At 69.3% G+C, this 24757-nt stretch carries 25 protein-coding genes; 14 read left to right on the plus strand and 11 right to left on the minus strand.

Annotated elements, in window-relative coordinates; genetic code table 11:
- Positions 1-5 precede the first annotated feature (5 nt).
- Together WS46_RS06300 and WS46_RS06305 are read right to left on the minus strand one after the other, a co-directional pair.
- Positions 6-998: a sulfonate ABC transporter substrate-binding protein gene (locus tag WS46_RS06300; protein WP_059689786.1), complete on the minus strand. Its 993-nt coding sequence runs from the start codon at positions 996-998 to the stop codon at positions 6-8.
- A 209-nt stretch (positions 999-1207) separates the two neighbouring features.
- The gene (locus WS46_RS06305) at positions 1208-1615 is read right to left on the minus strand and encodes a DUF427 domain-containing protein (RefSeq protein ID WP_059689788.1); all 408 of its coding nucleotides are present in this window, start codon (positions 1613-1615) and stop codon (positions 1208-1210) included.
- A 359-nt stretch (positions 1616-1974) separates the two neighbouring features.
- Here WS46_RS06305 and WS46_RS06310 point away from each other — a divergent pair, with 359 nt between their 5' ends.
- Positions 1975-3636, plus strand: a complete 1662-nt coding sequence (locus WS46_RS06310; protein WP_082725264.1) for an ABC transporter substrate-binding protein — start codon at positions 1975-1977, stop codon at positions 3634-3636.
- A gap of 43 nt (positions 3637-3679) precedes the next feature.
- Here the strand turns inward: WS46_RS06310 and WS46_RS06315 are convergent, their stop codons facing one another.
- The 6 genes from WS46_RS06315 to WS46_RS06340 all read right to left on the minus strand — a co-directional run bounded on the left by WS46_RS06315 (position 3680) and on the right by WS46_RS06340 (position 9605).
- Positions 3680-4627, minus strand: coding sequence for a TauD/TfdA family dioxygenase (locus WS46_RS06315; RefSeq protein WP_059689790.1), 948 nt, complete (start codon positions 4625-4627; stop codon positions 3680-3682).
- A gap of 180 nt (positions 4628-4807) precedes the next feature.
- On the minus strand, positions 4808-5764 hold the full coding sequence (locus WS46_RS06320; protein ID WP_059524839.1) for a TauD/TfdA family dioxygenase: 957 nt from the start codon (positions 5762-5764) through the stop codon (positions 4808-4810).
- A gap of 163 nt (positions 5765-5927) precedes the next feature.
- The gene (locus WS46_RS06325; protein ID WP_059689792.1) at positions 5928-6785 is read right to left on the minus strand and encodes an ABC transporter ATP-binding protein; all 858 of its coding nucleotides are present in this window, start codon (positions 6783-6785) and stop codon (positions 5928-5930) included.
- A gap of 35 nt (positions 6786-6820) precedes the next feature.
- Positions 6821-7645, minus strand: a complete 825-nt coding sequence (locus tag WS46_RS06330) for an ABC transporter permease (protein WP_059690196.1) — start codon at positions 7643-7645, stop codon at positions 6821-6823.
- A gap of 22 nt (positions 7646-7667) precedes the next feature.
- Positions 7668-8507 (minus strand): ABC transporter permease, encoded by an 840-nt coding sequence (locus WS46_RS06335; protein ID WP_059689795.1) that lies wholly within the window; start codon positions 8505-8507, stop codon positions 7668-7670.
- Between the two features lie 15 nt (positions 8508-8522).
- The gene (locus WS46_RS06340; RefSeq protein WP_059689798.1) at positions 8523-9605 is read right to left on the minus strand and encodes an ABC transporter substrate-binding protein; all 1083 of its coding nucleotides are present in this window, start codon (positions 9603-9605) and stop codon (positions 8523-8525) included.
- A gap of 761 nt (positions 9606-10366) precedes the next feature.
- Between WS46_RS06340 and WS46_RS06345 the strand changes: the two genes are divergently transcribed.
- The 12 genes from WS46_RS06345 to WS46_RS06400 all read left to right on the plus strand — a co-directional run bounded on the left by WS46_RS06345 (position 10367) and on the right by WS46_RS06400 (position 20910).
- Complete coding sequence (locus WS46_RS06345) at positions 10367-10549, plus strand: Flp family type IVb pilin (protein WP_044843866.1); 183 nt, start codon at positions 10367-10369, stop codon at positions 10547-10549.
- Between the two features lie 88 nt (positions 10550-10637).
- A complete protein-coding gene (locus tag WS46_RS06350) occupies positions 10638-11117 on the plus strand; it encodes a prepilin peptidase (protein ID WP_059689800.1) in 480 nt (159 codons plus the stop codon).
- Between the two features lie 19 nt (positions 11118-11136).
- Positions 11137-12177, plus strand: a complete 1041-nt coding sequence (gene cpaB, locus WS46_RS06355) for a Flp pilus assembly protein CpaB (protein WP_059689803.1) — start codon at positions 11137-11139, stop codon at positions 12175-12177.
- Positions 12178-12231: 54 nt separating this feature from the next.
- Positions 12232-13614 (plus strand): type II and III secretion system protein family protein, encoded by a 1383-nt coding sequence (locus WS46_RS06360; protein ID WP_059689805.1) that lies wholly within the window; start codon positions 12232-12234, stop codon positions 13612-13614.
- 12 nt (positions 13615-13626) lie between these two features.
- Positions 13627-14010, plus strand: coding sequence for a CpaD family pilus assembly lipoprotein (locus tag WS46_RS06365; protein ID WP_059524851.1), 384 nt, complete (start codon positions 13627-13629; stop codon positions 14008-14010).
- Positions 14011-14032: 22 nt separating this feature from the next.
- Positions 14033-15256, plus strand: a complete 1224-nt coding sequence (locus tag WS46_RS06370; protein ID WP_059690198.1) for an AAA family ATPase — start codon at positions 14033-14035, stop codon at positions 15254-15256.
- The gene (locus WS46_RS06375; RefSeq protein WP_373558355.1) at positions 15238-16683 is read left to right on the plus strand and encodes a CpaF family protein; all 1446 of its coding nucleotides are present in this window, start codon (positions 15238-15240) and stop codon (positions 16681-16683) included. The genes WS46_RS06370 and WS46_RS06375 overlap by 19 nt, the downstream gene beginning before the upstream one ends.
- A complete protein-coding gene (locus WS46_RS06380) occupies positions 16680-17657 on the plus strand; it encodes a type II secretion system F family protein (protein WP_059689807.1) in 978 nt (325 codons plus the stop codon). Before WS46_RS06375 ends, WS46_RS06380 begins: the two co-directional genes overlap by 4 nt.
- The gene (locus WS46_RS06385) at positions 17654-18598 is read left to right on the plus strand and encodes a type II secretion system F family protein (protein ID WP_059689809.1); all 945 of its coding nucleotides are present in this window, start codon (positions 17654-17656) and stop codon (positions 18596-18598) included. The genes WS46_RS06380 and WS46_RS06385 overlap by 4 nt, the downstream gene beginning before the upstream one ends.
- A complete protein-coding gene (locus WS46_RS06390; protein ID WP_059524856.1) occupies positions 18595-19452 on the plus strand; it encodes a lipopolysaccharide assembly protein LapB in 858 nt (285 codons plus the stop codon). Before WS46_RS06385 ends, WS46_RS06390 begins: the two co-directional genes overlap by 4 nt.
- Entirely contained in the window at positions 19449-19877 is a 429-nt protein-coding gene (locus tag WS46_RS06395; RefSeq protein WP_059689811.1) for a TadE/TadG family type IV pilus assembly protein, read from the plus strand. Before WS46_RS06390 ends, WS46_RS06395 begins: the two co-directional genes overlap by 4 nt.
- The gene (locus WS46_RS06400; protein ID WP_059689812.1) at positions 19870-20910 is read left to right on the plus strand and encodes a TadG family pilus assembly protein; all 1041 of its coding nucleotides are present in this window, start codon (positions 19870-19872) and stop codon (positions 20908-20910) included. The genes WS46_RS06395 and WS46_RS06400 overlap by 8 nt, the downstream gene beginning before the upstream one ends.
- Here the strand turns inward: WS46_RS06400 and WS46_RS06405 are convergent.
- Together WS46_RS06405 and WS46_RS06410 are read right to left on the minus strand one after the other, a co-directional pair.
- Entirely contained in the window at positions 20874-22136 is a 1263-nt protein-coding gene (locus tag WS46_RS06405) for a glycosyltransferase family 87 protein (protein ID WP_059689814.1), read from the minus strand. The genes WS46_RS06400 and WS46_RS06405 overlap by 37 nt on opposite strands.
- A 16-nt stretch (positions 22137-22152) precedes the next feature.
- Complete coding sequence (locus WS46_RS06410) at positions 22153-23229, minus strand: glycosyltransferase family 2 protein (RefSeq protein ID WP_059524863.1); 1077 nt, start codon at positions 23227-23229, stop codon at positions 22153-22155.
- Between the two features lie 265 nt (positions 23230-23494).
- On the opposite strand from WS46_RS06410, the gene WS46_RS35095 reads away from it, so the two are divergent.
- Positions 23495-23635 carry a hypothetical protein gene (locus WS46_RS35095; RefSeq protein ID WP_156443084.1) on the plus strand — a complete coding sequence of 47 codons (141 nt, stop codon included), beginning with the start codon at positions 23495-23497 and terminating at the stop codon, positions 23633-23635.
- 16 nt (positions 23636-23651) lie between these two features.
- Here WS46_RS35095 and WS46_RS06415 read toward each other — a convergent pair whose 3' ends face one another.
- Positions 23652-24641 carry an ABC transporter substrate-binding protein gene (locus WS46_RS06415; RefSeq protein WP_059690199.1) on the minus strand — a complete coding sequence of 330 codons (990 nt, stop codon included), beginning with the start codon at positions 24639-24641 and terminating at the stop codon, positions 23652-23654.
- Positions 24642-24757 lie beyond the last annotated feature (116 nt).

A 24757-nucleotide genomic window follows, 5' to 3' on the forward strand; every position in this document is an offset into this window, starting at 1 on the left:
GCGCGTCAGCGTGCGTTGGCGACCGTCACCTTGCCGGGAATCAGCTTCAGCGCGCTGAACGCGTCGGCGATGCTCTGCTGATACGCGAGCGTCGCATCGGTGACGGGCTGCACGCCGTAGCCTGCGCGCTTGAGCGCGACTTCGAGCGTCGGCGCGTCGAGGCCGACGAGCGGCGACAGTTGCGCGGCGACTTCCGGAACGTGGTCGCGTCCCCAGCGATCGACCGCGTCGACTTCGTCGAGCAGCGTGCGCAGCACCTGCGGCTGCGCGGCGGCATATTTGCGCGCGGCGAGGTAGTACTGCGTGTTGCGCACGAGCCCGTCGCCGTTCGCGATCACGCGTGCGCCGAGCTGCCGTTCGGCGGCCGCCAGATACGGATCCCAGATCACCCACGCGTCGACGCTGCGCTGCACGAATGCGGCGCGCGCGTCGGCGGGCGTCAAATAGATCGGCTGGATGTCGGCATACGTGAGGCCCGCATGTTCCAGCGCCTTCACGAGCAGATAGTGGACGTTCGAACCCTTGTTGAACGCGACCTTCTTGCCGCGCAACTGCGCGACGGTGCGGATCGGCGAATCGGGCAGTACGACGATCGCCTCGCCGTGCGGCGCGGGCGGTTCGTTGCCGAGATAGACGAAATCGACGCCCGCGGCCTGCGCGAAGATCGGCGGCGTCTCGCCGACCGTGCCGACGTCGATCGCGCCCGCGTTCAGCCCCTCGAGCAATTGCGGGCCGGCCGGAAACTCGAGCCACTGGACCGTCACGCCCTGGCTCGCGAGCCGCTTCTCGAGCGTGCCACGCGCCTTGAGCACGACGAAGTTGCCGTATTTCTGGAAGCCGACGCGCAGCCGCTTCTCGCTGCCCTGCGCCAGTGCGGGCATGCCCGCGAGCGGGCCGAGCGCGAGCCCGGCCAGTCCGGCGGCCGCGCCGTGCAGCCACTGGCGGCGGCGCGGATTTGCCGGGGTCGTTTCAAGGTCTGCGTGTGATTCGTCGTTCATCGAGGCGTCCTGCGGGCGGGTTCACGGGTCGCGCGCGCTTGCGGCGCGATCGGCACGGGACGCAGCCGGATGCGCAAGCTGCGCGCGGCCGGCCCGCGCCGGATGCACGACGATACGGCCGCGCGAATCGGCGGCCAACCAATGAATCCGCATATGCAAATCACCTGCCGGACGATACGTGAACGACGGACCGGCAGGCGCCGCCGCACTCAATCGGTGCCGAGCGGGCTTTCCTCGATCGAGTCGACGCGATCCGGGTAAAACGCGAGGTGCGCGCGAATCGATTCGACGGCCGGGTTCGGATGCTCGTACGTCCATACCGCGTTGGTCGCGCGTTTGCCGCCGGCGGGAATCGAGTAATACGCGCAATCGCCCTTGTACGGGCAGTACGTCGCATGGTCGGTGCGTTGCAGCAGCGCCATGTCGGCGTCCTCGCGCGGAACGTACAGCACGGCCGGATAGCTGGCCTCGCGCAGCGCCAGCGCGTGGCGCGTATCGGCGACGACCTTGCCGGCCACCTTGACCACCACGCGGGACGGATGCGGTTCGATCGTGATCGGATGATCGGGGCCCGGCGACTTCACGGGACGAGAGGGCGTATCGGGGCTGATCGACATCGTGGGTCCTCCAGGAAGGGGCAGCGCGCCGGCAGGCGCGCCGCGCCGCAACGTGCGCGCGGGCGAATGCTCGCGCGCCGGTGCCGGCGTTGACCAACCGATACGATGCGCCAATTCCGGAGAATCTGCAGGGGGCCGGAAGGCGGGGCGCGAACGGCGTCGCCGCATGGCGCGGAGCGGCGGCGCGTGGCAGCCGGAATTCGCCTGCATGCCCGACGCTCGCGCGGAGATTTTCATGCAGCGGCAGCGCGATGCATCCGCCGCGATAAGCAACGCGGAATTAATTGGTAAGCGATCGGCGGGCGGCGCGCGAAGATCGGCGGTCGTCATTCGCATGAAGTCCTTTCTCGACCGCCACCATGAAGATTCCATTCGTTTCGTTCTCGGCGCATCGCGCGCGGCCCGCATCCGTTGCCGTTGCAGCGCTGCGCGGCATGGCCGCGTCGCTGCTGCTCGCCGGCGCGGTCACGCACGCGTTCGCGGCGCCGGCCGGCAAGACGCTCGTGTTCTGCAGCGAAGGCAGCCCGGCCGGTTTCGACCCCGGCCAGCACACGACCAGCACCGATTTCGACGCGAGCACGTACACGATCTACAACGGGCTCGTGCAGTTCAAGCGCGGCACGCTCGATCTCGCGCCGTCGCTCGCGACGAGCTGGGACGTGTCGTCCGACCAGCGCGTCTACACGTTTCACCTGCGGCGCGGCGTGAAGTTCCAGACGACCGCGCGGTTCAAGCCGACGCGGCCATTCCAGGCGGACGACGTCGTGTTCACGTTCCGCCGGATGCTCGACCCCGACGATCCGTTCCGCAAGGCCTATCCGGTCAGCTTCCCGTACTTCAGCGATCTCGGATTCGACCGCAACATCGAGCGCATCGAGAAAGTCGACGACGACACGGTGCGCTTCGTGCTGAAGTCGCCCGACGTCGTGTTCGTGCGCAATCTCGCGATGGCGTTCGCGTCGATCCTGTCGGCCGAATACGCGGCGCAGTTGACGGCGAGCCATCGCGAGGCGGACATCAACCAGTTCCCGGTCGGCACGGGGCCGTTCCAGCTGCGCGCGTACCAGAAGGACGCGACGATCCGTTACGACGCGAACCCCGACTACTGGAAGCCGGACGACGTGAAGCTCGCGCATCTCGTGTTCGCGATCACGCCCGATCCGGCCGTGCGCCTGCAGAAGCTCACGGCCGGCGAGTGCCAGGTGTCGGTGTTTCCGCGGCCGGCCGATCTCGAGACGGTGCGGCGCGATCCGAAGCTGACGCTGTTTTCGGGGACGGGCTTCAACGTCGGCTTCGTCGCGTACAACACGCAGCATCCGCCGCTCGATCGCGTCGACGTGCGGCGCGCGCTCGACATCGCGATCGACAAGGCGGCGATCATCAAGACCGTGTTCAACGGCGACGCGACGATCGCGACGAACCCGATGCCGCCCGCGCAATGGTCGTACAACCCGCGCCTGAAGGACGCGCCGCGCGATCCGGCCGCGGCGAAGGCGCTGCTCGCGCAAGCAGGATTCCCGAACGGTTTCGACCTGACGTTGTGGGCGATGCCGGTGCAGCGCCCGTACAACCCGAACGCACAGCTGATGGCGCAACTGATCCAGCAGGACTGGGCGAGGATCGGCGTGCGCGCGAAGATCGTCAGCTACGAGTGGGGCGAGTACAACCGCCGCGCGAAACACGACGGGCAGCACGACGCGATCCTGTACGGCTGGTCGGGCGACAACGGCGATCCCGACAACTGGCTCGGCACGTTGCTCGGCTGCGACGCCGTGCACGGCAGCAACCTCGCGAAGTGGTGCAACGCGGATTTCGAGCGGCTCGTCGATGCGGCGCGCACGAACGCGGACGTCGCGAAACGCACGTCGCTTTACGAGCAGGCCCAGGTCGTATTCAAGAGTCAGGTGCCGTTCACGCCGATCGCGACATCGATCGTGTCGCTGCCGCTCTCGAAGCGCGTGCACGGGGTGACGTTCTCGCCGCTCGGCGGGCACCGGTTCGACGGCGTCTCGCTGGATTGAGGAAGGCAGGCCGGCGCGCGTGCGCCGGCCGTCGACGCGACGGTCAGTTCAGTGCGACCGCGGCCGCCGCTTCGACCGGCGAGCCTTCGAGCGCGACGGATGGCCGGCCGTCGGGGCCGACCGGCACGTCGCCGACGAGCGTCGTGCGATAGAGCTGGCGATCGAAGTCGAGATCGAAGATGTCGACCGGCGCGAGATGCGCGGTCGCGCGGTTGTCCCAGAACGCGATGCTGCGTGGCTCCCACTTGAAGCGGATCGTGAATTCCGGCCGCGTCACGTGCTCCCACAGCAGTTCGAGCAACGCCTGGCTTTCGCGCGGCGTCAGCCCGACGGTCGACTTCAGGAAACTCGGGCTCACGTACAACGCACGTTCGCCGGTCTCCGGGTGCACGCGCACCAGCGGATGCTCGGTCACGAGCGGTCGGCGCTCGACGGCTTCATCGAATGCGCCGGTCGCGCGCGCACCGGCCGGCGGCGTGAAGCGGTGGATGCCGCGCAAGCCGTCGACGAAGCCGCGCAGCGGCGCCGACAGCGCCTCGTACGCGCGCACGAGGTTGGTCCAGTGCGTGTCGCCGCCGTACGGCGGAATCGTCACGCCGCGCAGGATCGACGCCCACGGCGGATTGACCGCGGCCGTCACGTCGGTGTGCCAGCCCGTCCACGGCCGGCGCACCGGCTCGCCTTCGAAGCGCGTCGCCTTGCGATGCTTCGCGATCGAATAGACGGCCGGGTGACCGTCGACGTGCCCGAACACCGGATGGCCGACGGTCGGCTCGCCGAACTGCGCGGAGAACGCGACATGCTGCTCGTGCGTGAGGAACTGCTCGCGGAAGAAGATCACGCGCCATTTCAGCAGCGCGGCGCGAATCGCGGCGATCTGCGGCGTGGTCAACGGCTGGGTGAGGTCGATGCCGCGAATCTCCGCGCCGATGTGGGCGGACAGCGGGATCACGTCGACCGGCTGGGCGGCGGGTTCGGGTAGGGCGCTCATGCGACGCTCCTGGCGGAAGTGAACGGGGTGGACGGCCGGCGACATCGTTGCGCATGCAAGCGTCGGCCCGGTGGCGGGAACGTCATGGTCGGATCCTCCGGTCGGCAATGCGGGAATGCGGGAATGCGGAAAGGTGGCCGGCGCGGCGGTGGCCGAAGTCGCCGCCGCGCGCGGCGAACGTCATTGCAGCGTCGCGCCGGGCCCCTTCAGCACGACGCTGCGGCGGCCGTCGACGCCGACCGGCACGTCGCCGTGAACGGTCGCGCGACGCACGACGCGGTGCGCATCGCCGTAATCGTTGATCGCATAGTGCTGCGTCGCGCGGTTGTCCCAGATCGCGACGTCGCCTTGCTGCCAGTTCCAGCGCACGGTGTTCTCGAGGCGCGTCACGTGTTCGTGCAGCACCTGCAGCAGATGCGCGGAATCCTGCGACGACAGCCCCTTGATCTTCTGCACGAAGTGCCCGAGCACGAGCGTGCGTTCGCCGGTCTCCGGATGCACGCGCACGACCGGGTGTTCGGTTTCGTAGACGGTCGACGTGAACACTTCGCGGTAGCGCTTCAGTTGCGTGTCGTCGGCATGCACGTGCGTCGACGCGTAGTCGTAAGCGTTCGTATGCACTGCCGACAGCGTGTCGGCGAGCGCGCGCAGCGATTCGGGCAGATGCGTGTACGCGGCGGCCGTGTTGGCCCACACCGTGTCGCCGCCGAACGGCGGGATCACGACCGCGCGCAGGATCGACACCTTCGGATACGCGTCGACGAAGGTCACGTCGGTGTGCCACGAATTGGCGCGCGCGCCGTGCGCGGAATCGAGTTCGAGCAGGTGCGCGCTGCCGTCGACGGACGGCACGGTCGGATGCGCGACGATCTCGCCGAAGCGGCGCGCGAAGGCTTCCTGCGCCGTGTCGTCGAGATGGCCCTGGTTGCGGAAGAACAGCACCTTGTGGCGCAGCAGCGCGGCCTGGATTGCGTCGAACGTCGCGTCGTCGAGCGTGCCCGACAGCCGGACCCCGGCGATCTCGGCGCCGATCCGGCCGGCGACCTGGCGAACCTGAAGCGGGACGGCGGCCGTGCGCGGCGCGGCGGCGTGCGAAGCATGCGATGACGGGTGAGCGGCGTGCTGGACTTCGGACATCGGGAGTCTCCTGGATCGGATCGGTCGAGTCTCCATTCAAGCAGGGACCGCGCGGAACCGGAACCGATGAATCGTCACATCCTTAGCGCGCGCCGCGATGATCGATATGTGTCGTCATGCTGAGCAATTCGGGCACGGTGTCGGGTCATGCGGCGCGACCGTGTCACCACGCGAGCCGCCATTCGCCGATCCGGTGCGCATCGGGCGCATCGACACGCTTCGCCCGGCCGCCATCGCCGCCATCGCCGCCACCCGGCGGTGCACGATCGTCGAAATCGGCGAGCACCGTGTCGCGCAGCCGCGCGAATTCCGGCGAATCGCGTCGGCGCGGCCGCGGCAGCGCGACGTCGACGATGCGCTCGATGCGCCCGGGGCGCGGTGCCATCATGACGACGCGATCGCCGAGGTAGACGGCTTCGTCGACGTCGTGCGTGACGAGCACCATCGTGATGCGTTCCTGCTCCCAGATGCGTAGCAGCTCGTTCTGCATTCGCGCGCGCGTCTGTGCATCGAGTGCGCCGAACGGCTCGTCGAGCAGCAGCACGCGCGGCCGGTTGACGAGGCCGCGTGCGATCGCGACGCGCTGCGCCATCCCGCCCGACAGCTGGTTCGGGTACGCATGCTCGAAGCCGTTCAGCCCGACGAGCGCGATATGCTCGGCCACTGCGCGTCGCTTGCTCGCAGCGTCGAGCGGCGCATTGCGCAGCGCGGCCTCGACGTTCTGCGCGACCGTCAGCCACGGGAACAGCCGGTGATCCTGGAACACGATCCCGCGCTGCAGCGACGTGTCGCGCACGGGTTCGTCCCCGGCGCGGATTTCGCCCGCGTAGTCGGTGTCGAGCCCGGCGATCAGCCGCAGCAACGTCGACTTGCCGCAGCCGCTCGCGCCGACGATCGTGACGAATTCGCCGGCACGCACGTGCAGCGACACGTCGTCGAGCACGGCGAGCGTCGCGCCGCGTTGCGCATAGCGTTTGCTCACGTGGAGGATATCGAGCGAATCGGAAACGAGGTTCGTCATGGCGGAGCAGGAAGCGACAGGAAGAAGGAGGGCGATCAGCGGCGCAGGTCGCCGCGCCGGGCCAGCACCTTGCGTTCGACCGCACGCGCGATCGCGTTCAGCGCCCAGCCTGTCACGCCGACGACGATGATTCCGAACAGCACGAGGTCCATCCGGAACTGCTCGCTGCCGTCGATCAGCGTGTTGCCGATCCCGCTGCCCGCGACGAGCAGGTACTCGGCGCCGAGCGTCGCGAGCCACGAGTAGATGAGGCCGAGATACAGCCCGGTGAAGATCGACGGCAGCGCGGCGGGCAGGAGCACGTAACGCACCAGCTGAAGCCGCGAATAGCGCAGCGCGCGGGTCACGTCGACATACGCGCGCGGCACCGCATGAATGCCGTCGCACGTATGCGTGGCGACCGGCAGAAGCGCGGCGAGTGACAGGAACACGACCTTGGCGGCGTCGCCGAGGCCGAACCAGACGGAAATCAGCGGAATCCACGCGAACAGCGAGATCTGCTTGAACGTGTCGAAGCTCGGGCCGACCACCCGCGCAGCGATGCGCGACAGGCCGAGCGCGGCGCCGAGCAGCAGGCCGCCGGTCGCGCCGATCGCGAAGCCGCACGCTTCGCGCGCGAGCGAAGCCGACAGCGCGCGCGCCAGCGCACCGCTGGTCGTCTGGGTCCACGCCGTGTGCAGCACGTCGGTGGGGCCGACCAGCAGCCCGCTTTTGACGAGATGCGCGGACGAGACGGCCCACCAGAGCGCGAGCGCGCCGAGTGGCAGGACGAAACCGCGCCAGTCGGGCACGGGGAAGCGCCGGGCGGTCGAGACGGCGGGCGACGAGGCGTCGGGTATCGACGTGGCGGCAGGCGGCATGAGCGGCATCCTTGGATCGGGTTCAGCCGCGGAACGCGGACGGCACGCCACGGCGCAGCCGTGCTTCGAGCGCGTCGAGCAGCCGGTTGATTGCGAGGCCGACCGCGCCGACGACGATCACCGCCGCCATCACGAGATCGAGCTGGAACAGCTGGCGCCCGTACACGATCAGGTAGCCGAGCCCTTCGGACGACGCGACGAGTTCGACGACGACGAGCGCGAGCCAGGATTTCGTGAAGGCGAGTCGTACACCGGTCGCGAGCGTCGGGATCGCGGCGGGCAGCACGACGTGGGCGATGCGCTGGCGGCGCGTATAGCCGAACACGCGCGCGACTTCATCGAGCGCAGGCGGCGTCTGGCGGAAACCCTGCAGCGTGCTCATCGTCACGGGGACGAGTGCCGCATGCGCGATCAGCAGGTACTTCAGCGGCTCGCCGACGCCGACGAGCAGCAGCAGGAACGGCAGCCAGCCGAGCACGGGAATCTGCACGAGCGCGTTGAAGCCGGGTAGCACGTAGGCTTCCAGCGTGCGCGACAGGCCGAGCGCCGCACCGGTCGCGAAACCGAGCAGCGTGCCGGCCGCGAAGCCGACCAGCACGCGCTGCAGGCTGATCAGCGTATGGCGCGCGAGATCGCCGCTGGCGGCGAGTTCCGCGAGCGAGTCGGCGACCTGTTCGGGCGGCGGCAGGATCTGCGGCGCGATCCAGCCGCGCGCGCTGCCGACCGTCCACAGCGCGAACAGCAGTGCGGGCAGCGCCCACGGCGCGAGCCGCCACGCCACGCGCTTCACGGCCGCCGCGCGGGACTGCGCCGCGAGCGCAGGCGGGTCGGACGACGGAATCGGGATCGCGGTGTCGCTCATCGGGGCCGGTCCGGGTCAGGAGAGGGGCTTGCCGGACGCGTCGTAGCGCGGCCAGTAGTGCTCGAGGTGCTGCGCGCGCAACGCGTTGTCGAGATACTTCGGTTCGAACCAGCCGTCGACGTCGACCGGCTGGCGGATCAGTTTCAGCTTCAGCGCGTCCTGCGCGACGGCCTTGTAGCGCGCGACGAGGAACGGATCGATCAGCGGCGACAGGCGGTCCTTCAGGCGCTGGTTCGCAAAGTCGGCCTGCCACGACGTATAAGGCACGCCGCTTTTCGCCCACAGCTTGAACAACGCGTCGCGGTTCGCTTCATCGGACGACCATTGCGCGCCCTTGACCAGCGCGTCGACGACACGCTGCACGATGTCCGGATGCGCGCGCTCGAAGTCGTCGAGCACGAGCAGGTGGGTCTGACGCGTAAACTGCGGGCCGTCGTTCTGCGATTCGTAGATGATCTTCGCAAGGCCCGCGTCGCGCAGTTTGTACAACTGATAGTCGCCGACCGATGCGTCGATACCCTTCGACGCGAGCGCGGCGAGCGAACTCGCCGAATCGAGGTTGATCACGCGCAGGTCGCGTTCGCCGAGGCCGTTCTTCGCGAGCGCATTGTCGGCGACGAGCTGCAGGTTCGTGCCGCGGAAGATCGACACGCGGCGGTCCTTCAGGTCGGCGATCGAGCGGATCGCGGAGTCCGGCGGCACCGCGATCTTCACGCCCGAGCGCACGCTCGCGGCGAGCAGCAGGCGCGTCCTGATTCCGTTCGAGCGTGCGAGCACCGCCGGCAGGTCGCCCTGGTAGGCAAAGTCGAGCGCCTTGTTGGCGATCGCCTCGTTGACGGCCGGGCCGGCGCCCTTGAAGAACAGCCACTGCACCTTGATGCCGTCGGTCGCGAACTCCTTTTCGACCAGTTGCTGCAATTGCGCGGTGGCCGCGCTCGACCCGCCGAAGGTCGGCGGATCGCCGGCGCCCTGCTGGGCGACGCCGATGCGGATGGTGGCGGGCTTGTCGGCGTGCGCGGCGACCGCGGGGAACGCGACGAGGGACGCGATCAGCAACGATCGCAGCAGGCGCAGGGGAGACGGGAATCGGTCGATCATGGCGCGTCGGATGGCGAGGAGTGGAAATCGGGCCGGAGGGCGTCGAACCATTCTGGAGGACGCCGCCGGCGCGGGACAAGCAACGATTTGAACTATGCTTATCGCCGCGTTTCCGGTTGGCAAATCACGCGTGGCGCCAATTGAAAATGTCGAATCGCGCGAGCGCCGAGCGCCGAGCACCGATCCCGCAGCCAATCGACGGCGTGCAATATTTTCCGGATCGCGCTGGCATGCACGAAAGGATTGCCGGGCAACGCACGCGAGAGTGTGTTCTGAATTCGTCAATGCGAAGCGCGCGGCATATCGAAAAACTGAATAAAAAACCATCGAATTGAACGCTGGCGGCAATGATGCGGCCGGGCATTAACATTCTTACTTCGAGCCATGACCGGCCTGCCGCGCCTCGATGGAAAAGCGGTAAATGACGTGCGCGTATTTCATCGCTGAAGCGCTCCGCGCATAAATGCATTCCGACGCCAAATCATTTGAATTCGCCCAAAAAATTGTCTATACCCTAGACGAATTGGCGTAATCCGCATCGTGTCAATGCGGCTCGCCACAAACGCGCGAATGTAGCGGGGAATGCCGTCGCCGCACGCCACGCGTTGCAGCGATCGAATGGATTCCGGGGAATGCGCACGGTCCGATGCCGGGGCCGCCGCATGGGTCAAGAATGAGCGAACGCCGTGCGCACCACCCCGTGCAACACCGCGTCATTACATTCAACGGTCGATCACCGACCCCGCCACACGGAGGTTGTCATGCTGCAATACGTCAAGACCTTGCTGCGCGATGAACGTGGTGTCAGCTCGCTCGAATATGCGGTTCTGGCCGGTATCGTCGTGGTCGCGCTGGCGGCGGTCGGGGTGATTCTCAGCAGCACGTCCGGCGGCTTGCCGGCCGTGTTCACCGCGCTGATCAACAAGGTCACGGCGTTGATCTGATCTCCTGAACCCGCGCGCCGTCGGCGGACACACGGATCCGCAGCGGTACGACGTATCCAGCCGGGGCGCGCCGACGGACGGCTCTCCGATGCTCTTTCTCGCACAGTCGGCGGCGACGCTCGTGCTGGTGTCGCTCGCGACCCAGGACCTGCGCGAGCGGCGCTTGTCCAATCGCGCCGTGCTGGCGTTCGCGATGCTGTATTTGATCGCGGCGGCACTCGCGCGCGACGGGCTCGCGCAACTCGCTGGTCACGTGGCGACCGCCGCGGCGATGCTGCTGCTGTTCGCCGGCTTGCGTCACGCGGGCTGGGTGGGCGGCGGCGACGTGAAGCTGGCGGCGGCGGTGTTCCTGTGGGCCGGCCCGACGCTCGCGTTCCCGGTGCTGACGCTCGTCGCCGCGAGCGGCGCCCTGTACGGCGTCGCCGCGCTCGCGGCCGTTGCATGGCGGCGTCACACCGCGCCGGCACGTGCGATCGCGCCGCGAGGCGTGCCGTACGGCATCGCGCTCGCGCTCGGCGGCATGCTGGCCGTCTGGGCGCCGTTTCCTCACGCGGTTTCGCTTGCCTAGCCGGGGGACGCACGCCGCCATGCCCAAACCCCTGAGAATGGCCGTGCTGATCATCGCTGCCGCGATCGGCGCCTTCATCCTGCGTCAGCTGTACGTCTCCGCGTCGACGCCTTCCGCGCCCGGCGAGGCGGCCGAGGTGAGCGTGCGCGTCGCGGCGGCGGACCTGCCCGAAGGGCTGCTGCTGCGCGACAACGATCTCGCGTGGAAGCGCATGCCGCGCACGCAGGTGCCGGCCGGTGCGTTCGTCGAGTCGCAACCGGGCGCGGACCTGAAGGGCGCGCTGCTGCGCAATCGTGTCGACGCCGGTGCGCCGATCCGCGCGGACAACGTGATTGCGGCCGGCGCGCCGGATTTTCTCGCGGCCGCGCTGCAGCCCGGCATGCGCGCGATCTCGGTGCCGGTCGACGACGTGTCGGGCAACGCGGGGCTGATCCAGCCGGGCGACTTCGTCGACGTGGTGCTCACGCAGGAGATCGGCGGGTCCGCGACGACGCCCGGCACGTTCGAAGCGGAGACGGTCGTGCGGCGCGCGCGCGTGCTCGCGGTCGGCTCGGAATTCCAGCGTGCGAAGACACCCGCGAGCGCGCCGGACGCGCCGGTCCGCGCGCGCACGGTCACGCTCGAGGTCGCGCCGCGCACCGCCCAGGTCGTGCTCGTCGCGACGCGCCTCGGCTCGCTGTCGCTGGCGTTGCGCAGCTTCGCGACGAGCGATCGCCGCCAGGCGGCGGGCGGCGGCGAACAGGAGCCCGATACGCCGCCGGTGTGGGCCGGCGACGTGTCGCGCGCGGCCCGTGACGCGGCGCGGGCGCCGTCCGGGAGAACGGACGGCGGCACGCGGCCGGCGGTGCAGGGCAACACGGTCGTGATCTATCGCGGCTCGTCGGTCGACGACGGGTCGCGCGGCGGCGGCATCGGCACGCCGGGCTTGCCGCCGCTGCCGTCCGGGTGGCCGGCTATGCCAGGCACGCCAGGCATGCCGGTTGCGCCGGCTGCGCCCGCGGGCGGCAACGTCGCCGCGGACGCGACGGCGCAAGCGCCGCGCGCGGCCGTGCCGCAGTGACGGCATGACGATTCGGGCCGGCCGCCCGGCGGCCGGCATTTGACGGGAAGACGCATGGTGCGCATGGTTCGTTGGATCGCTTTCTGGTGCCTGGCCTGCATCGTCGCGCCGGGCGTCGTGCTCGCGCCGCGCGCGCAGGCGGCGGACGCCGGCGCGGCGTTGTCGATCGCGACCGGCAAGGGCGAGATGCTGTCGCTGTCCGAACCCGCGACCGCGATGTTCGTCGCGGACCCGAGCATCGCGGACATCCAGGTGCCGTCGCCGCGCACCGTGTTCGTGTTCGGGAAGAAGGCGGGCACCACCACGCTGATCGCGCTCGGCGCGAACCATCGGCCGATCCTGCGCCGGACGGTGATCGTGCAGGTCGATACCGCGTCGCTGCAGGCGGTGCTCGACAGCCGCTTTCCGCAATTGAAGCTGTCGGTGTCCGGCGCGCCGGGCTCGCTGATGGTGTCGGGCAAGGTGCCGAGCGCAGCCGACGCGGACGCCGTGATGCAGTCGCTCACGCCGTATCTCAACGACAAGGAAAAGATCGTCAACCGGCTCACGCTGTCGCGCCCGATCCAGGTGAACCTGCGCGTGCGCGTGACCGAGGTGAGCCGCAACGTCACGCAGCAGCTCGGCATCAATTGGAGCTCGCTCGGCGCGGCCGGCAATTTCGTCGGCGGGCTGTTCAACGGACGCACGCTGTTCGATCCGACGACCAAGCTGTTCAATCTGTCGCCGACCGGCGCGTACTCGATACTCGGCGGTTTCCACGCGGGGCGCTGGTCGATCGACGTCGTGCTCGATGCGCTCGACCAGGAAGGCCTGATCACGATGCTCGCGGAGCCGAATCTCACAGCGATGTCCGGGCAGACCGCGAGCTTCCTCGCCGGCGGCGAAATTCCGATTCCGGTCGCGCAGGCCGGCACCACGACCGGCGCGATCACGGTCGAGTTCAAGCCGTTCGGCGTGTCGCTCGACTTCACGCCGACCGTGCTCGCCGACAACCGGATCAGCCTGAAGGTGCGGCCGGAGGTGAGCGAGGTCGATTCGAGCAACAGCGTGACGACCGGCGGCGTCACGGTGCCGGGGCTTTCGGTGCGGCGCGTCGAGACGACGGTCGAGCTGTCGAGCGGGCAGAGCTTCGCGATCGGCGGCCTGCTGCAGAGCCAGACGGCCGATACCGTGTCGCAGATCCCGGGGCTCGGCCGGCTGCCGATCATCGGCCGGCTGTTTTCGTCGAAGAACTTCCAGGACAACAAGACCGAGGTCGTCGTGATCGTGACGCCGTACATCGTGCAGCCGACCGGCCCCGGCCAGCTCGAGCAGGCGCTCGACACCGTCGCGCGGCCGAGCAGCGACCTCGAGTTCGCGATCCAGCGCAATCTCGGGATCGACATGCTGTCGGGCGACACGCCGCGCCTCGTCGGCGCCGCGGGCTTCGTGTACTGACCGGAGGAGCGCATGCGAATTCGAACCATCGTCTCCGTCCTGTTGCCGCCGGCGCTGGCGGGTTGCCTGTCGGCGCCGCCGCCGATCAACCTGCCCGATGCGCGCGCGATCGGCTTCGACGGCGTGCACGCGGTACCGCCCGACTGCGCGAAGCTGATGCAGCCGTCGCATCTCGTCGATGCCGGGTTCGGGCGGCCCGGCGTGCCGTTCGGCTGCGCGACCTACACGAATCTCGCGACGATGCTCGCGCGCCCGGAGGATCTCGTCGCGCCCGTGCCGTATGGCGGCGCGGACGCGCAAGTCGCGGCCGACGCCGTGCGCCGCTACGTCGAGGATCGCGTGAAGCAGCCCGCACCCGGCAAGACGTTGACGACGACCGGCTCGCCCGGCCATTGACCCACTCCCGATGCGAAGCGCGATGCCGCCCATGAACGTCCTCGACCGCCAGAATGCCAAGCACGCCGCCGCAGCCGGAGCGGCGGACCTCGTCGCGGTCGTGTCAGACGCCGGCAGCGAGGACGTGATCCGGCGCGTCGCGCAGGATCTGTCGATCACGCGCGCCCATGTGCAGCCGGGCAACTGCGACGACGCGATCCGGCTGTTGCAGCAGCATGAACGCTCGCCGCGCCAGCTGATCGTCGACGTGTCGGATTCGGTGCTGCCGGTATCGGACCTGATGCGGCTCGCCGACGTGTGCGACCCGTCGGTGAGGGTCATCGCGATCGGCACGCAGAACGACGTCGGGCTGTTCCGCAACCTGCTCGGCATCGGCGTGCAGGACTACATCGTGAAGCCGCTGACCGTCGAGTTGATGCGGCGCGCGCTGACCGCGACGGAATCGGTCGTGCAGGCGCGCACCGGCAAGATCGTCGCTTTCGTCGGCGCGCGCGGCGGGGTGGGCACGACCACGATCGCGGTGAGTCTCGCGCGCTGCCTGGCGGGCGAGAAGCGCCGCCGCGTCGCGTACGTTGACCTCAACCTGCATGGCGGCGGCGCGAACTCGATGTTCGGGCTGTCGAGCAACAACGGGCTGATCGAATTGCTGAACATGGAGCAGCGCCCCGACGACGCGTTGTTCGACCGCATGTTCGTCACGAAGGGCGACCGCCTGCACGTGCTGTCGGCCGAACTGGCGTACGGCGAGGAAGCGTCGTTGCGCGACGATGCGGTCGCGTTGCTCGTCGACATGCTCAAGGACCGCTTCCACTACGTGCTGTTCGACGTGGGCACCCGCGTCGGCAAGCTGTTCGAGGACGCGCTGGCGGTGTCCGATCTCGTCTATATCGTCGCCGACCGTTCGGTGCACGCCGCATACGAAGCCGCGCGGCTTGCGCGCTTCGTGAAGGAGTTGCCCGGCGAGCGGCTGCTGTCGATGATGCTGAACAACCCGCTCGAACCGGTCAAGGGGCGCGTCGCGCAGACCGACTTCGAGGACGCATTCGGCGGCGTGAGGCTGCGCGAGCTGCCGCACGAGCCGCAGCCGCTCGCGGTCGCCGAGAACCTCGGCGAACCGATCGAGCGCGCGAAACGTCACGGTTTCCTGGACGAGATCCGGCTGCTCGCGAACGGCATCACCGGCGAATCGATGGCCGTCGCCGAGCCGTGGTACGCGCGCTTCGTCAAATGGAGGAAGGGATCGTGACGTTCGGTACCCGCAAGCAGTCGACGCCGGACCCCGCGCCCGCAGGGGCGCCCGCCGCGCCGCGCGACGGCGGGCACGGGCCGGGCCCCGGCGCGGGTCCGGCCGTGAGCCCGGCGCCCGCGTCCGCGTCCGCGCGCGCGCTGGCGTCGGCCGATACCCAGGAGGCGCTCATTCGCTCCGGCAAGTTCGATGCGATTCGCACCGCGGTGTTTTCGTCGATGAACATGTCGGCGGCGCTGATGAAGACGCGCGACGAAGTGCGTGCGGGCATCGAACAGGTGGCCGCGCACACCGTCGAGCGCGAACGTCTGAAGATCACGACGGGCGAGCAGGTGCTGATCGTCGATGCGATCCTGAACGACATGTTCGGCGTCGGGCCGATCGAGCCGCTGCTCGCCGACGACACCGTCTCCGACATTCTCGTGAATGGTCCCGATCAGGTGTACGTCGAGCGCGCGGGCCGGCTCGAACTCACGCCGCTGAAGTTTCGCGACAACGCGCACGTGACGAGCGTCGCGCAGCGGATCGCGGCGGCGGTGGGGCGTCGCGTCGACGAAAGCAGCCCGATGGTCGACGCGCGTCTCGCCGACGGCAGCCGCGTGAACGTGGTCCTGCCGCCGATCGCGATGCGCGGCGCGTCGATCTCCATCCGCAAGTTCGCGAAGCGCGACATCACGCTCGCGCGCATGGCGCATCAGGGCAACATCTCGCACGGGATGCTTCAGGTGCTGAAGATCGCGTGCGCGTGCCGGCTGAATATCGTGATCTCGGGCGGTACGGGTTCGGGCAAGACGACGCTGCTCAACGCGCTGTCGCAACATATCGAGGAGCACGAACGAATCGTGACGATCGAGGACGCGGCCGAGCTGCAACTGCTGCAGCCGCACGTCGTGAGTCTCGAGACGCGGCCGGAGAATACGGAAGGGCTCGGCGGGATTTCGCAGCGCGACCTCGTGCGCAATGCGCTGCGGATGCGGCCCGACCGCATCATCCTCGGCGAAATCCGCGGCGCGGAGGCGTTCGACGTGCTGCAGGCGATGAATACGGGGCACGACGGCTCGATGACGACGATCCATGCGAACTCGCCGCGCGACGCGATCAGCCGGCTCGAAAGCATGGTCATGATGGCGAACGCGAACCTGCAGCTGCTGTCGATCCGGCGCCAGATCGCGAGCGCCGTGCACCTGTTCGTGCAAGTCGAGCGAATGCGCGACGGCGTGCGCCGCGTGACCCGGATCACCGAGATCGTCGGGATGGAGGGCGAGGTGGTGATCACGCAGGATCTCTTCGCGTTCCGCCAGGAAGGCGACACGACGCGGGACGTGGTGAAGGGCGTGTTCGAGGCGTCGTCGCTGCGGCCGGCGTTCGCGCCGCGCGCCGCGTATTACGGCGTCGAGGACGCGCTGTCCGAGGTATTCCGGCAATGAATGCCGCGGACCTGTTCGCGCTCGGCGCATTCGTCGTGATCCTCGCGGTGGGCCTCGCGCTGTCCGCGCTGCTCGATCGTGCGCGCCACACGCCGGAGCAGCGGATTCGCGCGCGGATGCGGCACCTTGCGCCGTCGCTGGCGGGCCGGGAGGCCGGTGCGGCCGCGACGCCCGGCATCGCGCTGTTCAACCTGCCGCGCCGGCAAAGCCGCGCGCGCGCGTGGCTGCAGCGTTACGTGACGCGCGTGCGCGCGGTCGGCGGCGAACGCGGGATGCGGATCGTCGTCGCCGGCACGCTCGCCGGCGCGATCGCCGCGATCGCCGTGGTGGAGCTCGTCGCGCTGCCGAGCGTACTTCATCCGCTGATCTACGTCGGGTTGCCGCTCGTGGCGATGCGCGCCAGTTACCGCGCGCTGGTCGAGCGGTTCCGGCTGCGCTTTCTCGAAGCGTTCCCGGACGCGATCGACCTGATCGTGCGGGCGGTGCGCGCGGGCATTCCGGTCACGCAGGCGATCAGCACGGTGGGCGACAGCGCGGCGGAGCCGGTGCGCTCGACGTTTCGCACGATGGGCGACAGCCTGCGCGTCGGCGCGGATCTGAAGGACGTGCTGACGCTCGCGGCGGACCGGCTGATGATCGCGGACTTCTCGTTCTTCACCGTCTACCTGCTGCTGCAGCGCGAGACGGGCGGCAGCCTCGGCGAGACGCTCGACGAGCTGTCGAGCATCATTCGCACGCGCCGCGACATCCGCCTGAAGACGCGCGCGTTGACCGCCGAAGGGCGGATCACGACGAAGATCATTTCGGCGGTGCCGTTCGTGATGATCGGTGCGCTGTTTCTCGTGAACCGCGCATACGTGATGCTGCTGTTCGACACGCATCCCGGACGCGTGATGCTGACGATCGCCGCGGCGCTGCTGACAATCGGACTGCTTATGATCCGCAAGATCTCGAAACTGGATACCGCGCGATGACGATGTCGATGCTGGCCGCCCGCGGCCTCGAACTGTTGTTGCTGCTCGCGTGCGTCGCGGCGGCGCTCGCGCCGCCCGGCGGCGGCACGCGCCGGCGGATCGCGGAGCGAGTGCAGCAGGCGGCCGGGCAGCGCCCGCTGTCGCTGGCGTCGGGGCGGCTGCAGCCGGGCGAGGTGCGTCAGGACCTGACGCGGCGGCTCGCGCAGCTCGGCGAGCGGCTGCCCGTGCTCGACCCGATGCAGCGCGCGAAGCTCGGGCTGCAGCTCACGCGCGCGGGTTTTCGCGAGCGGCGTGCGGTGTCGTCGATGATCGGCATCAAGCTGAGTTGCGGCGTGCTGTTCGCGGGCGTCGCGATCGTGTTCAGCCCGTACATTCCGCGCTTCGGCGAATACTTCGTGATCCGCGCGCTGGCGATGGTCGCCGCGTTCGTGATCGGCGTGATCGTGCCTGAATACGTGCTCGGCGCGATGATCCGGCGGCGTCGGCGCATCATCTCCGCGTGCTTTCCGGATGCGCTCGACCTGCTCGTGATCTGCACGATGGCCGGCAACAGCCTCGCATCGGGCGTGCGGCGTGTCGCGCGCGAACTCGAGCGGATCTGCCCGCCGCTCGCCGACGAGCTGAAGGTGTGCGCGGACGAGCTGACGCTGAGCGGCAACGTGGCCGAAGCCCTTGCGCACTTTTCGATACGCGTCGACTTCGCGTCGGCGCGTTCGCTTGCCACGACGCTCACGCAATCGCAGCGATTCGGCACGCCGATCACGCAGGCGCTGCGGACGCTATCGCGCAGCGAGCGGACCGAGCAGATCGTCGCGCTCGAGGAACAGGCCGCGAAGCTCGCGCCGAAGATCACGCTGCCGATGATGCTGTTCATCCTGCCGACGGTCGGCCTGATCGCGGCGGGCCCGGCGGCGATCCGCCTGCTCGAGGTATTCAAATGACACGATCCGTCCTCCGTGCGCTCGCGTTCGCGGCCGTGTTGCCGGTGCTGGCCGGCGGCTGCGCGCCGGGTATCCAGACGCGGCCGGCGCTGTCGCACAAGAGCGACGATCCGCAGGCCGAATTGCGCATTGCCGACAGCGCGCTGGCCGGCGGCAACGTCGATCTCGCATCGACGCTGTACGAGAAGGTGCTTGCCCGGCATCCCGATTCGCTCCCGGCGCGGCTCGGGCTCGGCGACGTCAACTACCGCGCGGGCGATCTGGAGCGCGCGCGAATTCTTTATGAGCAGGCACGGCAGCAGGCGCCCGCCGAACTCGGGCCGCAGATCGGGCTTGCGCGGGTTGCGTTGCGGCAGCGTCGGCTCGACGAGGCCGCACGGCGCTACCGCGACCTGCTCGCCGCGCAGCCGAATCTTCCGCTCGCGGCCGAAGGGCTCGGCACGGTGCTCGATCTGCAGGGCCGTCACGAGGACGCGCAGGCCGTGTACCGGGATGCGCTGCGCGCGCATCCGGATGCGCAGGGGCTGCGTGTCGACCTCGGGCTGTCGCTCGTGCTGGGCAACCGGCCACGCGAGGGCGTGAACGTATTGCTCGACGTGGCCGGGCTGCCCGACGCGCCGTGGCAGGCGCGCCAGAATCTCGCGTTCGCGTATGGCGTGCTCGGCAACACCGATTCGGCGAAGAAGTTGCTGTCCGCGGATCTGCCCGCGTCGGCGGTGGCTGACAATCTGCGCGTCTACCAGGCGGTGCGCGCGCAGCTCGCGTCGCGCCCGGCGTCCGCCGCGGCGCGGCCGTCGACGGGCGCCGCGCTCGAGCCGCGTGCCGTGCCGCCCGCCGCGGAGGCCGAAAAATGACACGCGGGGCGATGGGCGCGCGCCGCGCGCGCGGCGTCGTGTCGCTCGAATTCGTGCTGATGCTGCCGTTCCTGTTGATGGTGCTGATCGGTATCATCGACACCAGCCTGCTGCTATGCGACAAGGCCGTCATCACGAACGCGAGCCGCGAGGCCGCGCGCGCCGGCGTCGTGTTGCGCGTGCCGATGCTGACCACGACGCAGATCGCCAGCGTCGCATCGAGCTACATGCAGAACAGCCTGATCACCGGCGGCGCCGCGACGACACCGACCGTGACCGTGACGCAGGCGAACGGCACGACGGCGGGCACCGCGCTGACGGTCACGGTGACGTACACGTATTCGGGGCTGGTGCTGGGTTCGGCATTCAGCGCGCTGACCGGCCCGGTGACGATCTCGGCCAGCTCGGTGATGCTCTATGAATGACGCCGCCGACGCGCCAGGGATCGGCGCCGTGCGCGAGCGCGGTTCCGTCGCGCTGTTCTTCCTGATGTTCCTGATTCCGCTGCTGTCGTTCGGCGCGCTGGCGATCGACATCGCGTGGGTGGCCACGGTGCGCAACCAGCTGCAGAACGCCGCCGACGCGGCTGCGCTCGCAGGGGCCGACGCGATGATGTCGCCGACCGGCGGCGCGCTGAACTGGTCGCAGGCCGCGCCCGCGGCGAACGGCGTGATCGCGCAGAACGCGGCGGCAGGCGCACCGCTGGCGACCGGCACGGTGACGACCGGCTACTGGAACGTGACGCGCAGCCCCGCGTCGATGCAGCCGACCACCATCACGCCCGGCTCTTACGATGTGCCTGCAGTGCAGGTGACCGTGTCGCGCGCGCCGGGCGTGAACGGCGGGTCGATTCCGCTGCTGCTCGGCGGGCTGCTCGGCATTCCCGGCGCGTCCGGCAGCGCGACCGCGATCGCGGTGCTCGCCGCGCCTGGCGGAGTCGCGGCGGGCGGGCTCTTTCCGATCGCGATCGACCAGTGCGTGTACAACCAGTACTGGAACGCGGCGACCAACCAGCCGCTGATCAATCCATTGACCGGCCTGCCGTACGAATTCTCGATCACGAACGGCCAGACCTACGGCGCGCTGTGCATGGGCGGCCAGTGGACGTCGTTCCAGTCGACCGCGACCGACACGACGACGATGGGCGGCCTGATGGTGACCGGCAACCCGACGACGCTCAACATCGGCGACAGCATCTATCTCGCGACCGGCGTGAAGGCCACGCTCTACACGTCGGTGCCGGTCGGCACGACGGTCGTGCTGCCGGTCGTCACGCAGACGGCGAGCAGCACCTACGTGCCGATCGTCGCGTTCGCGGCGTTCCACATCGACGTGTCGCTCGGCGGGACGTACAAGTACATCCAGGGGCACTTCGTCGCCGGCGTGAAGATGACCGGCGTCGCGACGGGCGTCGGGCCGTACTACGGCGTATACGTGCCGCCGCGGCTCGCGCTGTGAGCGTCGTGGCGCGCGCGGCGCAGCAGCACGAGCAGCGCGAAGAGCGTCACGGCCGGGCCGATCTGCGGCCACTGGAGCCATGGGTTCAGGTATTCGACGATCGGCAGTGCCCACATCAGCGCGATCGCGGTCTGTTCGCCGCGCAGCCAGCCGTCGCGCCAGCCGATCGACAGCATGCAGGCGATCGCGATGGCGAGCCATGTGAGTTCGTAGTGCCACAGGTACGGGGTGGCCACGAGCGTCGCGACCGTCAGCACGGCGGCGCGCACGCGGGTATCGCGCGACTGCGTCCAGGCAATGCAGGCGGCCGCGATCGCGATCGCGGCAATACCCGCATGTGCCGCATACGCGGCGCCGAGCGGCACGCCCGAGAGGCGGAACGCCGCGAACGGCGTCGGCGACGCGAGCCAGAACACGACGCCGTGTTCGAGGACGATCGAGCGTACGAGGTCCGTGCCGGCGGCGAACAGGCGCAACGACTCGATGCCGCAGACCAGGACGCCCAGCGCGACGAACGTGCCGGTGGCGAGCGCAGCCCACGCGATCGTGTGCCATGCGCGTGTCGCCACCAGCACGAACGGGAACAGCAGCGCCATCTGCGGCTTGACGGACAGCAGTCCGATGCAAAGGCCCGCCCACATCGGCCGCCGCTCGGCCCAGTGGACGGCCAGCGCCGCGCACGATGCGGTCAGGAACGCGTTTTGCCCGAGCGCCCCGGTGACGAACACGCACGGCGCGACGGGCAGCGCAACGATGCCGGCGCGCCATGCGCCGGGAATCGCGCCGAGACGCGCCACGCGCCACGCGGCGAGGCCGAGCACGGCGACGCCGAACGCGACGAACAGCGGATAACCGAGCGCGAACGGAAGCAGCGCCAGCGGCGTTACGAGCAGCAGATACGTGGGCGGGTACAGCCACGGGGCGAAGGCGTCGCGACGAAGATTCGGGAACAGTTCGGCCGTCAGCCGCGAGAATGCCGAGAAATCGTATGCCTGCGAGGGCGAGCCGTGCAGCATGACGTACGACGCTGACCAGAACACCGAGAAGTCGGCGCCGGCGCGCGACAGGACGCTGCCGTGCGCATGACGCACGACGGATATCCAGATCGCGACGAACAGCGCGGACAACGCCAGCATCAGCGTGCTGTACAGGATGACGCGTCGCGGTGTGAGCCACGCGACGACCGGGCGCTCCGCCGAGCGTAGCGATTGCCGGGGAATGTCCAATTGCGGCCGCCCGGTTCTACTTGAACGACGCCTTGCGAGCGGCGACGCCGGTTGCCGCCGGCAGCGCCGTCCGGCGGCGCGCGGCGTTCGCGCGCTTCAGCGGGAACTGCAGCAGCTTCGATGCCGGCTGCCCGGCGGCATCGCGCTCGGCACGATAGCGTCGCCTCACGAGATAGACGGGGCGCTGCTTGGACTCGTGATAGATCCGGCCGAGGTATTCGCCGATCACGCCGATACCGATCAACTGGATGCCGCCGACGAACAGCACGACGGAAATCAGCGACGGGTAGCCATGCACCGGATTGCCGAACAGCAGCGTTCGCACCACGATGAACGCGCCGTACACGAGCGACAGCATCGCGAACGTGAGGCCGACGTAAGTCCACACGCGCAGCGGCACGGTGCTGAAGCTCGTGATGCCCTCGAGCGCGAAGTTCCAGCGGCGCCATCCGGAGAACTTCGAGCGGCCGCCGCTGCGCGGCGCGCGCGTGTATTCGACGATCGCGGTGCGAAAGCCGACCCACGCGAACAGCCCCTTCATGAACCGCCGCCGCTCCGGCAGCGCGCGCAGCGCATCGACGACCTCGCGATCCATCAGGCGGAAATCGCCGACGTTTTCCGGCATTTCGACTTCGGACAGCGCATTGTGCACGCGATAGTAAAGTGCCGCCGCCGCGCGCTGCAGGTACGGATCGCACATCCGGTCGGTGCGTTTCGCGGCGACGACTTCGGCGCCGCCGCGCCAGTGTTCGATCATCGCGGGAATCAGCGCGGGCGGGTCCTGCAGGTCGGCGTCGATCAGGATCACCGCGGCGCCGGCGGCCTCGTCGAGGCCCGCGGTGAGCGCCGCTTCCTTGCCGAAGCGGCGCGTGAGATCCACGACGTGCACGCGCGGGTCGCGTGCGGCGACCGCGACCAGCCGGTCGAGCGTGCGGTCGCGGCTGCCGTCGTTGATGCAGACGATCTCGAAGCGCACCCCGGCGACCGACTCGAGAACGGGCAGCGTTTCTGCAAAGAATGCGTCGATCGTTTCCTCTTCGTCGTGAAACGGCACGACGAGCGATATCAGCGGCTTCCTGGCGTGCGTGGACATGCTGCGGTTCCCCCGAGAGATCCGGCCTGCGCTGCACCGTATGGTTCCGGTCGTCGTTCGCCGAGCGGGCCCGGCCCGGTTCGGCGTGAAGTCGGTTCCGGCCTGTTCGTCCACCGCGTACCGGACGACAGGCATTGCGTTCATTGTAGGCAGGAATCGCCGATTCGTAACACGTATCGGTGGATTTGCACGCCTGGCCGGTTTGCTGGGGAAAACATCGGACGGCGGCGCCAGGATGGCGTTTTCAAGACCGCTGGAGGGCGCGATGCAGGTTCAGGATCTGGCCGGTGCGCCGCTCGATTTCTGGGGGGCGATGGCGGAAGACCTCGGCGTGCCGCGCGTCGACGCAGCACGGTGCACGGTCATTCGCGAACCGGGCGGCACGCCGGTGTCGAAACCGCGCTGAGCGCGCGCGAAACCGATCAGGCGGCCGACAGGTTGCGTATCGCGATCGACGCGACGTCGACGCGCTTCGGCAGGATCGCGTCCGCGGCGGCACGGTCGGCGACCCGTTGCAGCACGTCGATGTCCGCGCCGGTGACGCCTCGCTGCGCGAGCGCCGCGCGGCGGACGATGTCGGCGGCCGCATCGCGCGGCAGGCGCGTGAGCGACGCATAGACGGCCGCGTAATCGACAGGGTGCGACAAGGCCCACTGGCCGGCGCGGGTCAGGCGCGCGAGCACGTCCGACAGCGCCGCGCGCTTGGACCGATCGTCGAGCGTGTCGACGGGCGACGTGAGGAACGCGAGCCCCGAATTGATCCCGCTGCCGTCGCGCACGATGCGCGCACCGCGCCGCACCACGTGTCCGTAATACGGATCGAAGGTCGCCCAGATGCCGATCTGCTTCGCCTCGAATGCGGCGAACGCATCGACCGGCAGCACGAAGCGCACGTCGACGTCGCCCGGTGCGAGGCCGTGTTCGCGCAGCGCGCCATACAGCTGGTATTGCGAGATGCTGCCGCGCGCCGACGACACGACGACAGTGCGCCCCTTCAGGTCGGCGACGGTGCGCACCGGCGAATCGGGCTGCACGACGATGCCGAGCGACGTCGGCGAGCCGACGCGCGTCGCGACGATCCGCAGCGCCGGATCGCCGAGCGCGGCCGTCAACACGGGCAGGTCGCCGGCCGGCGCGAGATCGATCGCGCCCGCGCGCTGCGCTTCGAACAACGGTGCCGCGCCCTGGAAATTCGCCCAGCGAAACCGGTACGGCACGCCGTCGAGCACGCGCGCGGCTTCGGCCAGCGCGCGCAGGCCGCCGGCCTGGTCGCCGAGCACCAGCGTGACGTTCGACAGGTCGGGGCCGGCCGCGCGCACGGGCAATGCGGCGGCGCCGGCCAGCGGTGCGGCGGCCAGGGCGGCCACGCGCAGCAGGGCGCGGCGGCGGGCCGGGGCGGGGGGCGAAGTCATCGGCGGCAGGTCCTCGGTGATCCGCGCGCAAGCCGCGCGGCTGCCGGGCAGATTACGGAATCGGTTTCGCGCCGGCAAACATCGAATCGCGAAATGCTTATTCACGCGAGGGTGGG

Source organism: Burkholderia sp. RF4-BP95, assembly GCF_001521985.1.
Lineage (GTDB): Bacteria > Pseudomonadota > Gammaproteobacteria > Burkholderiales > Burkholderiaceae > Burkholderia > Burkholderia diffusa.

What these genes read in the sequence shown, in the direction of transcription:
- WS46_RS06300 (WP_059689786.1), bottom strand. Translation starts at nt 998, where the DNA reads ATGAACGACGAATCACACGCAGACCTTGAAACGACCCCGGCAAATCCG.
- WS46_RS06305 (WP_059689788.1), bottom strand. Translation starts at nt 1,615, where the DNA reads ATGTCGATCAGCCCCGATACGCCCTCTCGTCCCGTGAAGTCGCCGGGC.
- WS46_RS06310 (WP_082725264.1), top strand. Translation starts at nt 1,975, where the DNA reads ATGAAGATTCCATTCGTTTCGTTCTCGGCGCATCGCGCGCGGCCCGCA.
- WS46_RS06315 (WP_059689790.1), bottom strand. Translation starts at nt 4,627, where the DNA reads ATGAGCGCCCTACCCGAACCCGCCGCCCAGCCGGTCGACGTGATCCCG.
- WS46_RS06320 (WP_059524839.1), bottom strand. Translation starts at nt 5,764, where the DNA reads ATGTCCGAAGTCCAGCACGCCGCTCACCCGTCATCGCATGCTTCGCAC.
- WS46_RS06325 (WP_059689792.1), bottom strand. Translation starts at nt 6,785, where the DNA reads ATGACGAACCTCGTTTCCGATTCGCTCGATATCCTCCACGTGAGCAAA.
- WS46_RS06330 (WP_059690196.1), bottom strand. Translation starts at nt 7,645, where the DNA reads ATGCCGCCTGCCGCCACGTCGATACCCGACGCCTCGTCGCCCGCCGTC.
- WS46_RS06335 (WP_059689795.1), bottom strand. Translation starts at nt 8,507, where the DNA reads ATGAGCGACACCGCGATCCCGATTCCGTCGTCCGACCCGCCTGCGCTC.
- WS46_RS06340 (WP_059689798.1), bottom strand. Translation starts at nt 9,605, where the DNA reads ATGATCGACCGATTCCCGTCTCCCCTGCGCCTGCTGCGATCGTTGCTG.
- WS46_RS06345 (WP_044843866.1), top strand. Translation starts at nt 10,367, where the DNA reads ATGCTGCAATACGTCAAGACCTTGCTGCGCGATGAACGTGGTGTCAGC.
- WS46_RS06350 (WP_059689800.1), top strand. Translation starts at nt 10,638, where the DNA reads ATGCTCTTTCTCGCACAGTCGGCGGCGACGCTCGTGCTGGTGTCGCTC.
- cpaB (WP_059689803.1), top strand. Translation starts at nt 11,137, where the DNA reads ATGCCCAAACCCCTGAGAATGGCCGTGCTGATCATCGCTGCCGCGATC.
- WS46_RS06360 (WP_059689805.1), top strand. Translation starts at nt 12,232, where the DNA reads ATGGTGCGCATGGTTCGTTGGATCGCTTTCTGGTGCCTGGCCTGCATC.
- WS46_RS06365 (WP_059524851.1), top strand. Translation starts at nt 13,627, where the DNA reads ATGCGAATTCGAACCATCGTCTCCGTCCTGTTGCCGCCGGCGCTGGCG.
- WS46_RS06370 (WP_059690198.1), top strand. Translation starts at nt 14,033, where the DNA reads ATGCCGCCCATGAACGTCCTCGACCGCCAGAATGCCAAGCACGCCGCC.
- WS46_RS06375 (WP_373558355.1), top strand. Translation starts at nt 15,238, where the DNA reads ATGGAGGAAGGGATCGTGACGTTCGGTACCCGCAAGCAGTCGACGCCG.
- WS46_RS06380 (WP_059689807.1), top strand. Translation starts at nt 16,680, where the DNA reads ATGAATGCCGCGGACCTGTTCGCGCTCGGCGCATTCGTCGTGATCCTC.
- WS46_RS06385 (WP_059689809.1), top strand. Translation starts at nt 17,654, where the DNA reads ATGACGATGTCGATGCTGGCCGCCCGCGGCCTCGAACTGTTGTTGCTG.
- WS46_RS06390 (WP_059524856.1), top strand. Translation starts at nt 18,595, where the DNA reads ATGACACGATCCGTCCTCCGTGCGCTCGCGTTCGCGGCCGTGTTGCCG.
- WS46_RS06395 (WP_059689811.1), top strand. Translation starts at nt 19,449, where the DNA reads ATGACACGCGGGGCGATGGGCGCGCGCCGCGCGCGCGGCGTCGTGTCG.
- WS46_RS06400 (WP_059689812.1), top strand. Translation starts at nt 19,870, where the DNA reads ATGAATGACGCCGCCGACGCGCCAGGGATCGGCGCCGTGCGCGAGCGC.
- WS46_RS06410 (WP_059524863.1), bottom strand. Translation starts at nt 23,229, where the DNA reads ATGTCCACGCACGCCAGGAAGCCGCTGATATCGCTCGTCGTGCCGTTT.
- WS46_RS35095 (WP_156443084.1), top strand. Translation starts at nt 23,495, where the DNA reads ATGCAGGTTCAGGATCTGGCCGGTGCGCCGCTCGATTTCTGGGGGGCG.
- WS46_RS06415 (WP_059690199.1), bottom strand. Translation starts at nt 24,641, where the DNA reads ATGACTTCGCCCCCCGCCCCGGCCCGCCGCCGCGCCCTGCTGCGCGTG.